Here is a 10,588-nt window from a genome sequence, read left to right as displayed (position 1 = left end):
AATATATTTAAAATTTCTTTAATATTTCCTGAATGTACTACAATTTTATGATATCATATAGACAGCAGGTTTATAAAAAATATATTATAATTAAGGGTATACATTAAGGAGAGAATGATATGGCTTCCATGAGAGAATTTTTTTCAAAAGAATCTGTAAAGAGAATACTTTTTTTTATTGGCGTATTAGCTTTTTTCTACTGGTCGCAATCTGTATTCGATATATTTTTACTTACTTTCTTATTTTCCTATATAATAAACAGCCTTCAAAATCTAATATTGAAAAAATTTAATAAAGTAACTCCGGCAAAGGAAAAAATAGTCACTATAGTTCTATATGTACTGCTGTTTCTGTCTATAATACTGATTTTTATAAAACTAATTCCACAGCTTGTAAATCAAAGTAAATATATAATAAATAATATATCTGACTTTCAATTGAAATCAAGTTCCTCTTCAAATACATTTCAAAATTACATAGTGGATATGCTGGAACAAATAGATATAAAAAGCTATCTGAAATCCGGATTCAATATATCCATACAACTTGCTGCAAATATAGGCAGATGGAGTGTCAATACATTTATTTCAATAATGCTCAGTTTGTTCTTTATGCTGGAAAAGCACAAGATTATTTCATTCCTGGAAAAATTCAAATACAGCAAAATATCCGGGTTATATGAATATATATGTTTTTTTGGTAAAAACTTCTTGAATTCATTTGGAAAGGTAATTCAAGCCCAAATTTTAATAGCTTTTTTCAATACCATTATATCGGTAATAATGCTTTACATATTGAATTTTCCTCAATTAGTAACCATTGCATTCATGATATTCATATTGAGTTTAATACCAATAGCCGGAGTGATAATATCCCTTGTTCCGCTGTGTATTATCGCTTTCAGCATAGGTGGTCTCACCAAAGTGCTATATGTGCTGATTATGATTGCAATAGTTCACGCTATAGAAAGTTATATTTTAAATCCTAAATTAATGTCTTCCAAGATGGAGCTCCCTATATTTTTTACCTTTATAGTGTTAATAGTTTCTGAGCATCTTATGGGCATGTGGGGCCTTCTTATAGGAATACCTCTATTTATGTTTATACTGGATCTTCTAGATGTAAAAATTTAAGATCAATTTATTGTACTGCAAAATGAAGTGCTGCCTTCTTACTTAAAATATTTTTACATAATAATTGATGTAGGCAGCTTTTTTGATGACTTATTCCCATTCATATCTGTGATTTAATTAAAGTTATGGAATCTCCTGCATTTATCCATCCATCCTTGAGCACTTTGGCAAATACCCCTTCTCGCGGCATGATACAATCTCCAACTTGTTTTCGTATGGCACACCCGCTGTGGCATTCCTTCCCAATTTGCGTAATTTCCATAATCACCTCTCCTACTTTAAGGAGGGTTCCTACTGGAAGCTCATATAAAACAATACCTTCTGTAGTGATATTTTCTGCAAATTTTCCGCTGGATAAATTTTTTACTCCAAGGGCTTTCATCTTGTCAATACTCTCTTTTCCAAGTAAGCTTACCTGTCTGTGCCAGTTTCCCGCATGGGCGTCATCCTCCAAGCCATTGTTTTGTTTGAACATTCCCCTTCCTATGGGTCTTTTTATTTCACCTTTCTTTTCACTTATATTTACTGAAATAACTGTAGCCATAGTCTCTCCCCTTCCATCGTGAAAATATACCTAAATTTCTCTCCTGATTTCTCTCCTGAATAATCCAGATTTTCCTCCACTTTTTTCAATCAGCATCACATCTGATATTATCATGGCCCTGTCCACAGCTTTGCACATGTCATATATAGTAAGAGCAGCTGTACTAGCTGCCACCAATGCTTCCATCTCAACTCCTGTCTTGCCTGAAATTTTTGCAGAAGCTTCTATGTCAATTTTGGATTTTTCAAAATCCAGTGTAAATTTTATGTCGCAGCCTGTTATATTTATAGAATGACACATTGGAATTATATTGGCGGTATTTTTTGCAGCCATTATCCCTGCTACCTGAGCCACAGAAAGTACATCTCCCTTTTTGGCCTTTCCCTCTGATATGATAGACAGAGTTTCCTTCTTCATATATATGGAGGCTGCAGCTGTGGCACACCTATTTGTATTCTCTTTTTCACTTACATCCACCATCCTTGCCCGGCCCTGTTTATTTATATGAGTCAGTTCCATAAGCTATTCTCCTTCCTGTATTTTTCCAGCACACTCAGAGTCCCATCCCATCAATATATCAATACCGTGCGGCAGCGCAGGCAGTATGAACCGGAGATTTTCCACTGCTCCCTTAGGACTTCCTGGTAAATTTACAATCAATGTACTTTTTCTTATGCCGCACACTGCTCTGGAAAGCATGGCCTTTGGAGTTATCTCCATAGATTTCATTCTCATGGCCTCTGCTATTCCGGGCACATCTTTCTCTATAACTTTCAAAGTGGCTTCCGGAGTAACATCCCTAGGTGAAAATCCTGTGCCGCCATTTGTAAGTACCAGATTCACTTTCAGATCATCACAGGCATAACACAGTTCTTTTTCTATCTTCTCAACTTCATCAGGTATTATACTATAATATGCAATATTATATTTAGATCTATCCAACGTATTTTCTATTTCAGGTCCAGTCCTATCAATTCTCTTTCCCTGTGAACCCTTATCACTTATCGTAATTACAGCTGTCTCTATCATAATAACCTAAAAGGTTTTCAACTCCCTTCCCAACCATATCCATAGAACAAAGCTACTTTTTCATCTGCACCGACTATTTTTCAACTTCATCATAATCTACATCTATAATCTTCCCATGATGAAAATCAAATGAATCCTTTTTAGCCTTCCCTGCATTGCTCTTGCGACTGTGTACAGATTTATTCATCTTTCTATTTTTCAAATATTTTTTTACCTTAAAGCAAGCAAATACAACAACCCCAACTGCCACCAGCAAAGGTATTATTCTTATAAATATAAAAATAGCAATTAAAATCAGCAATATTTTTAAAACTGAAGAAAAATTTTTAAATACAAAATCCATATCATTCATCCTTCTTTATGGTCAAACTTTCGTCTGAATCCAAAAATCACTTTCTCATTTTAAACTAATTATATCATAAAATAGTTTTTAATAAAGTACTACTTCCACCTCATTTGGAATTTTTATTTATAATTGATTTCTTATCTTTGAATATTATAAAATCTCGAATAACATCCGGCCTAGTATGCACAAACTCTATAAAATCCTTTAAATGAAGCACAGTTTGGTTATCTATGGTATGCTCAACTTTTTCCGTCTGTTCCAGTACATTTTTTGTTATGCCGATAACTTTTAAAAAGCTCTCCACAATATTATGTCTATTCAGCAAATATTGTCCCATATTTTTGCCTTGTTCTGTGAGAGTTATCATCCCATATTTCTCATATTTTATAAAATTCAGTTCAGCAAGCTTTTGTATCATCTTTGTAGCTGAAGGAGGTTGCACATTCAAAGCCCCAGCCAGTTCATGAATCCTGGTAAATCCCTCTTTATGTGCCAACCTATAAGTCATCTCTAAATAATCCTCCATGGATGCTGTCAAAACATCATATTCTTTTTTCATATACTCACTAAAAGTAAAAAAATCTCCATCTGTCATATCATTCTCCTATAAATTTCTATTTTTTATGAATATTTCTTATTTCCTCAATGAACTCCTTTATATCAGAGTAAATCATAATCACTAAACTAAAAGGTACAATAAATATAAATATGACAAAAATGACCTGCAACATATTTTTTATAAGCATACTTCATTTTCAGTTTCAAAAATGAAACTCCCTCCTCATCACAGCCATATCAAGTGATTTTTAGGTTCAAACTATATTCAAATATCAAAGTTCGAATAAATTAATGTACTATATACTATGCGCGAAGTCTTCCACATATTCTATTTCAGCATTTACAATTTTCCTGTGGAATAAACAAAACACCACATCATAATCATAGAAAAATCAACTAGGATGTGGCCCTTTTTATTATCAATTGTGTTATATCATTTTTGCTCTTTTTGGCTAAACTCATTTATCAAATTATGATTCAGCAAATCGTCTGAATACCCAAGCTCTTTTGTATACTCATCCTTTTCCTTTTTAAGCTCTTCAGTTTCTTTTACTTTGGCACCGGATTTCAAATCATAATAAGAGTTAGACCAGGATACATACAAATTCTCGCCATCTATAAAAGAACCATTCCTGAAAATAACCTTTTGACTATCTCCATTTAGCATGTCCTTACCAAACATATATTGTCTAGGCAGATTATACATATTAGCCAAAGTAGGATATAGATCCATCTGGCAGGTATACTTGTGATTTACTCCTGCATATTCATCTCCCGGGAAATGAAGCAGTAAAGGCACCTTTTGGTATTTAAACCAGGTATAATCATCGCTGCTGCTCTCATTTTCAAATTTAAAAAGCTGCTGGGCATTGTCTTTAGGAATGGCAAAATGGTCCCCATATAGTGCTATAATTGAATTTTGCATGATTCCCTCTTTTTCAAGGTTGTCTAAAAATTGTCCCAGCTGCTCATCAGTATAATGTATGGCTTTTAAATAATTCCCGATAAATGTTCCTTCATACTCACCTACATTAAAGTCTCCATATTTATCCACAGCCTCATAGGGAAAATGGCTTGTTAGTGTAACTAAAAAAGAATAGTAGGGCTGCTTAAAACTTTTCATCTTTTCCAGGGATTGATTCAAAAAGGATTTATCACTCAATCCTAAGCCTATTTTTTCATCTACATTAAAACTATGTTCTCCAAAAAAATCATCAAAACTTTGAGCTTTATACATTACATTTCTATTCCAGAATCCCTCGCTGTTACCGTGTAAAGCTGCAGTATAATAATTTTTGTCCTTTAGGGAGCTTGCCAGAGAATCGTATTTGTTTCCGCTGTAGGTGTAATAGGCAGCGCCCGATTGTGCCGGATAAAGTGAATTATTGGACATAAACTCTGCATCTGATGTATTTCCACCTGCAACCTGATAAAAATAATTGTCAAAGTACATGCTTTTATTTACCCATCTATTCAAATTCGGAGTTATCTCTTGTCCATTTACTTTCTGATTTATCACAAAACCCTGCAGTGCTTCCACTTGAATTACAATAAGATTCTTTCCCTCTCCTATGCCTTTAAAATTGTTTTCCTCTGTAGTTTTGTTATTTTCCTGCAGAAAGGTCTTGATGGCCTTTAATCTTTCCTCAGGCAATTCTTTTGAATTCTTAATGCTGTTGCTTATATAATTATAGGAATCCACCAGATGAAAATTTATATTTCCTATCATGTTGGTCAAATATATTCTGTTGCTCATAGCCGTAAGCAGTGTAGGCTGCTCCTTGGAAACCCTGTAAAAAGCACAGGCATTAATTCCAACTCCTACTGCAAGTACTATTATAAAACTCACTAATCTTTTAGGCAGTGAAATTACGTTATTTCTCCTCTTTTTATATATTCTGGTCAGAGGAAGCAGAACAAACAGATCTACTACATAGTAGAGATCCTTAACACTTGCCACACTTCCCACGCTGGAGGAAACCCCCTGTAACAATTTGGCATTCCTTATAGCAGCTACTGTTGTGATATCTTTAAAATACCTGTAATACATCAAATCGGCTATAAGCATTATGCTCAATACAATATCGGCTATATACAAGAAACTGATTCTGTTTTTCCCCTTAAAAAGAAATGAAAAACTAGCCAATATCAATATTGATGCAGCTATTGGAAAAATTACAGAATGATCCAGATAACCCGTAGATATGTCCTTTTCATAGGACATAAGCTTTATATAAACTATAATACAAAATATCACAATATCTATATTGTTAAACAATAAATTAAATATTTTACCTAATACTTTATTTTTATTGTTTTTTACACCTGCAATCGTCATTTTGTTTCCCCTTTTCTAAAGTAAGTACTGTAAAATCCATGTTAAATTCTTAAAATAGATTTTACAGTACTTACGTGACACTTAAATGGCAAGTTTGTTAATATTCTGTTAACAAACTTAAATTTTTCTAAGAACAATGCAGGTAAAACATTCTTATGGACAACTCCATCTGAATTAATTTAAAAATTATTTTATACTTTATCCATTGAAAAATAGAATTCCACACCATTATCCGTGTTTCTAACACCATATTCATATCCATGGAGTTTCAATATATTTTTTACTATGGCAAGACCAACACCAGTACCACCCAGATCCCTATTTCTGGATTTATCTATTTTATAAAAATTATCCCATATTTTATTTATATCCTTCTCTGGTATCTTTTTTCCGGTATTTTCTACAGATACAACAGCTCTGTTCCCGCTATCCACTATGGAAAAATTTATAGTTCCACCTTGTTCAGTATTTTTTATAGCATTAGTAGTAAAATTATCTATAACCTGCTCCATCCTGTTCCAATCTGCATTCACTTTAACCTGCTTCACCATTTTAAAATTAACTGTTATATTCTTGTCCTTCATAATTTTTAAGAATTTCTTGGAGACGGAAACTATAAGTTCATCCATGAAGAATATTTCTTTGTCTAATTTAAGCTTTCCCGATTCAAGATGTGAAAGGTTCAGCATATCTGCCACCAGGTTTGCCATTTTATTGCTCTCATCTATTATGATATCAATATAATAATCTTTTTCCTCAGATTTAAATATATTATCCCTCAAGCCCTCTGCATAACCTTCTATGAGATTTATAGGAGTTTTAAGCTCATGGGAAACTGCAGCTACAAATTCTTTTCTTATCTTCTCTATTTCTCTTTCCCTCTCTATATCTTTCTCCAACTTTATATTGGCTTTCTTAAGAGATGTCAAAGCATTATCCAGATTGCAGGATAAAAAATTCAGTGTATTTGCCAAATTTCCTATTTCATCTTCACTTTTAACAGTGCATTTTTCAGAAAAATCAAGAGATGCCATCTTTTTTGCGGTATCATTCAGTTCAACAAGTGGTTTTGAGACCATGTTTGTATATATCAAAGAGAGTATCAAAATCAATATCACTGCGCCTATATAAAAATACAAATAAAACTCTTTTATTACAGAAGATGCTTCATCTACAGGCTGAAGGGAGGTAACTGCAAATATTATTTCCTCCTTGCTATTATCCGGAACAGCTGTGACAATATTCTTTGTTCCATTGATTTCCCTGTCTGCAATAATAGTCAAAGGCTTATTGTATTTTTTCATATCACTGAGCAGATCGGAATCTTCAGTCCATCTCACTATAATATCATTTATGATCTTTATCCTAACCGCATCATATCCCTCATTATTCAATTTTGTTATGAATTTTATTTTTCCGGTTTTATCCATTATAACTATTTTGGCATTATTGTCCTCTTCAAATTTTCTTATCAGCTCTACTACAGCATCTTGTTCTCCTATTTTATTATAGGCGGTTTTAAATTTTTGGGTTTCACCCTGCATATTTCTCTCCTTCTTGTTTATATAAAATTTTCCAAAAAACAGGGATTGAAATATTAATGTACCACTGATGAAAATTATAAATACTAAAGAAGTTATTACAAATAATTTCCATGTTATATTTTTACGTATTTTGAGTATATATTTATTTCCCCAAAAAATATTTTTTTCCTTCATTATTTTTTTACCTCAAATTTATAGCCTACTCCCCTGACTGTGGCTATCAGATAAGATTTAACCCCCAATTTTTCTCTTAATCTCTTAACGTGGGTATCTACTGTTCTCAGATCCCCATAGTAGTCCAATCCCCATATAGAATCCAAAATTTTTTCCCTGCTTAAAACTATGTTCTTGTTTTTTATCAAATAGCACAGCAGTTCAAATTCTTTTGGTGAAAGATACACGGTTTCTCCATCCACCTTCACCTCATGTCCCTCTTCATCTACGAAAATTCCACCATAGCTGTTTTCTTTTGCAGAATTGTCTTCATCATAATAAGTTCTTCTCAAAAGTGCCTTTATCTTAGCCACCAGAATTTTAGGGCTTATAGGTTTAGTTACATAGCTGTCCGTTCCCAACTGAAATCCCAAAAGTTGATCTTCGTCTTCAGCTCTGGCAGTAAGCATTATTATGGGAACATTTGAAATTTTCCTAAGTTCTTTACAAGTTGACCATCCATCCATTACAGGCATCATTATATCAAGTACTACTAAATCCACCTGGTTCACCTTGAATTTTTCAAGTGCATCCCAACCATTTTCCGCCAAAATAACATTCAGCCCCTCCTTTTTCAGGTATGCCTCTATAAGGACTCTCATTCTCTGTTCATCATCCACCATTAAAATAGTTTTATTCATTTATATAATCCCCTATATATATTATTTTTTATAAAATACCAAGCACAATCCATTTAGTATTTACATCCTCCATTTTACAATTTACTCTATTCATTTTGTTTTAATATAATATATAATATAAGAAATAAAATAATTTGTACAGCACTGACGAAAAATCATTGTATTAAAAAAGGCTACCTTTTATTTAAAGATAACCCCTTTTAATACTGCAAATCCTCAACTTTTTTTATTAAGGTAATCACTGTAGATATGCTCAAGATATTTTTTAGGCTCAGGCATAGGATAATTTTTCCCCTTTTTTCTCAATTTTTTATGATCATCATAGCGTTCCACTATTCTATTCCAGTCTTCAGGATAATTCTGCTTAAATATTTCTATAAATTTCTCCAAACTGGAATTTTCCTTCAAACCTCCAAATATCTTTTCAATTTTATCGGTTTTATCTTTTATTAACTGTGATTTCGAAACATGTATTTTCCCCATGATATGACCAACCCCTCTCTATATTCTATATTCTCTCCTTTCCAGGTAAATCCTTCAATATTTTAAATTATTTTTAATAAAATGCATTTTACAGCAGAAGAACTTATGCGGTACATAGCAGTGCTTATCTCCAACTTTGAGAAAAGCAGATGTCCTGAATCTTTGATTTGGTGACAGTCGCTTTCACAGAGTGCGTGGAAGTATCAGCAGTGGTAGCATTCGGATAAATTGAAATTACAAATCCAATTTATTTTCTATAAGATAGGCCGTAGCGTAGAACATGGCTGCAATAAAAATCAGGGATACAGTGAGCTCAGCTATATTCAGACTGACTCCCGACAAAAAAATACTATTTGAATTAGTAAAAGTATTCACTGTACTTTTTATCGCCGGTCCTGCATTGTCAAAGTTAAATATTCTCAGCATAAAGCCCTGGGGAAAAGCACTGGAAAGAAGGTCTTCTATTTTGGCCTGTATGATGCACAGTACTACAAATATACCAAAGGTGCCTATTTTGCCTAACTTTCTATTTTTAATGGCAACTCTGCCCAATGCCAGAGATAAATATACAGTAAGCAAAAATGAAATATATACTATAAACAGCACCAATATGGAATATACTATAAATTGTGGAGTTACAGCACTGAAAATCTGGCTGAAAGATATTCCTGTATCAAGTACAAATCCCTGGGTAAGCTTCAGCATTTGAATCAAAATAGCTGTAAATGCCACTAAAAAGAAGGATATTATAAGGTTCTGCAGGATAGCTGTAATGATCTTGTTCATCAATATATTCCCGCCGCTTTTAGGTGTAGTAAAGACAAGATATGCGGTATCCTCATATATATCCCTGCTGAACAGCCTTATATTCCATATTATAATCACTATGCCTGCTGCAAAGCTTATGGCAAGATTCAAGAAAACTATAAGCTGTGGTTCCCATACATTTATTCTTGTAAACAGCAGTATATTTAAAATTATTATAGTACAGATCATTATTATAAAATCCTTGAAGCATCCCTGAAGATCATATTTTATAAATTTAAACATTACTTGAACACCTCCCTGTATATTTCATCTATGGACATTTTCTTTTCCGATCTGAGCTCTTCCGCATTTCCAGATAATATTATCCTGCCTTCGGATATAAAAGCCACATCGTCAAATAATCTTTCAATATCACTCACCAAATGTGTAGTTATCAGTATGGAACTGCTCTCTGTATAATTTTTGAGTATTGCATCTAATATTTTTTCTCTGGTAGTAGGATCCACTCCCCCTAGAGGTTCGTCCAGCACATAAAGCTGTGATTTCCTTGAAAGCACCAATGTAAGATACAGCTTTTCACTCATACCCTTGGACAGTTCCCTCACTCTGCTGTCCTCATTTAGATCCATGAACTTCAGCAGTTCTTCTGCCTTTTCTCCGTCAAAATCATCATACATATCTTTAAAAAAGTCTACAGCATCACTTATTCTCATCCACTTGTACAGATAATCCCTGTCAGGCAGATATGAAACTTGAGCTTTCGTTTTTGTCCCTGGCTTGTTTCCATTTATAAGTATTTCTCCAGAACTTGGACTTAATATCCCAGCTGTTATCTTCAAAAAAGTGGTTTTTCCACTTCCATTTGGACCTAAAAGTCCCATTATCTTTCCTCTCTTAATTTCTAAATCAAGTCCATTTAAAGCAACTTTTCTAAAATAGGATTTTTTTAAATCAGTACATTTCAGTATTGTTTCCATTTTCAAATATCCTC

General features: G+C 33.2%; 12 protein-coding genes. 1 reads left to right on the top strand and 11 read right to left on the bottom strand.

The features are described 5' to 3' along the window. The first annotated feature begins 119 nt into the window (after nucleotides 1-119). Entirely contained in the window at nucleotides 120-1,133 is a 1,014-nt protein-coding gene (locus CLLU_RS11805; RefSeq protein ID WP_106009991.1) for an AI-2E family transporter, read from the top strand. A gap of 100 nt (nucleotides 1,134-1,233) precedes the next feature. Here the strand turns inward: CLLU_RS11805 and CLLU_RS11800 are convergent, their stop codons facing one another. The 11 genes from CLLU_RS11800 to CLLU_RS11750 form a co-directional block, all read right to left on the bottom strand. Then, nucleotides 1,234-1,677: an MOSC domain-containing protein gene (locus CLLU_RS11800; RefSeq protein WP_106009990.1), complete on the bottom strand. Its 444-nt coding sequence runs from the start codon at nucleotides 1,675-1,677 to the stop codon at nucleotides 1,234-1,236. Nucleotides 1,678-1,707: 30 nt separating this feature from the next. Beyond that, nucleotides 1,708-2,196, bottom strand: a complete 489-nt coding sequence (gene moaC / locus CLLU_RS11795) for a cyclic pyranopterin monophosphate synthase MoaC (protein ID WP_106009989.1) — start codon at nucleotides 2,194-2,196, stop codon at nucleotides 1,708-1,710. A 3-nt stretch (nucleotides 2,197-2,199) separates the two neighbouring features. Continuing rightward, nucleotides 2,200-2,706 carry a MogA/MoaB family molybdenum cofactor biosynthesis protein gene (locus tag CLLU_RS11790; RefSeq protein WP_106009988.1) on the bottom strand — a complete coding sequence of 169 codons (507 nt, stop codon included), beginning with the start codon at nucleotides 2,704-2,706 and terminating at the stop codon, nucleotides 2,200-2,202. A 73-nt stretch (nucleotides 2,707-2,779) separates the two neighbouring features. Next, the gene (locus CLLU_RS11785; RefSeq protein ID WP_106009987.1) at nucleotides 2,780-3,049 is read right to left on the bottom strand and encodes a hypothetical protein; all 270 of its coding nucleotides are present in this window, start codon (nucleotides 3,047-3,049) and stop codon (nucleotides 2,780-2,782) included. 109 nt (nucleotides 3,050-3,158) lie between these two features. Further along, on the bottom strand, nucleotides 3,159-3,647 hold the full coding sequence (locus CLLU_RS11780) for a metal-dependent transcriptional regulator (RefSeq protein ID WP_106009986.1): 489 nt from the start codon (nucleotides 3,645-3,647) through the stop codon (nucleotides 3,159-3,161). A gap of 396 nt (nucleotides 3,648-4,043) precedes the next feature. Next, on the bottom strand, nucleotides 4,044-5,948 hold the full coding sequence (locus CLLU_RS11775) for an LTA synthase family protein (RefSeq protein ID WP_106009985.1): 1,905 nt from the start codon (nucleotides 5,946-5,948) through the stop codon (nucleotides 4,044-4,046). 191 nt (nucleotides 5,949-6,139) lie between these two features. Beyond that, the gene (locus tag CLLU_RS11770; RefSeq protein WP_106009984.1) at nucleotides 6,140-7,666 is read right to left on the bottom strand and encodes a sensor histidine kinase; all 1,527 of its coding nucleotides are present in this window, start codon (nucleotides 7,664-7,666) and stop codon (nucleotides 6,140-6,142) included. Beyond that, entirely contained in the window at nucleotides 7,666-8,346 is a 681-nt protein-coding gene (locus tag CLLU_RS11765) for a response regulator transcription factor (protein WP_106009983.1), read from the bottom strand. The genes CLLU_RS11770 and CLLU_RS11765 overlap by 1 nt, the downstream gene beginning before the upstream one ends. Before the next feature lie 216 nt (nucleotides 8,347-8,562). After that, nucleotides 8,563-8,829 carry a 4CSP family protein gene (locus CLLU_RS11760; protein ID WP_106009982.1) on the bottom strand — a complete coding sequence of 89 codons (267 nt, stop codon included), beginning with the start codon at nucleotides 8,827-8,829 and terminating at the stop codon, nucleotides 8,563-8,565. A 234-nt stretch (nucleotides 8,830-9,063) separates the two neighbouring features. Then, nucleotides 9,064-9,879, bottom strand: a complete 816-nt coding sequence (locus CLLU_RS11755; protein ID WP_106009981.1) for a hypothetical protein — start codon at nucleotides 9,877-9,879, stop codon at nucleotides 9,064-9,066. Next, the gene (locus tag CLLU_RS11750; RefSeq protein ID WP_106009980.1) at nucleotides 9,879-10,574 is read right to left on the bottom strand and encodes an ABC transporter ATP-binding protein; all 696 of its coding nucleotides are present in this window, start codon (nucleotides 10,572-10,574) and stop codon (nucleotides 9,879-9,881) included. The genes CLLU_RS11755 and CLLU_RS11750 overlap by 1 nt, the downstream gene beginning before the upstream one ends. Nucleotides 10,575-10,588: the final 14 nt, after the last annotated feature.

It is taken from the genome of Clostridium luticellarii, assembly GCF_002995845.1.
GTDB classification, from domain to species: domain Bacteria; phylum Bacillota; class Clostridia; order Clostridiales; family Clostridiaceae; genus Clostridium_B; species Clostridium_B luticellarii.
The sequence above is the reverse complement of the archived record's forward strand: the minus strand, read 5'-3'. Positions and strand labels throughout refer to the sequence as shown.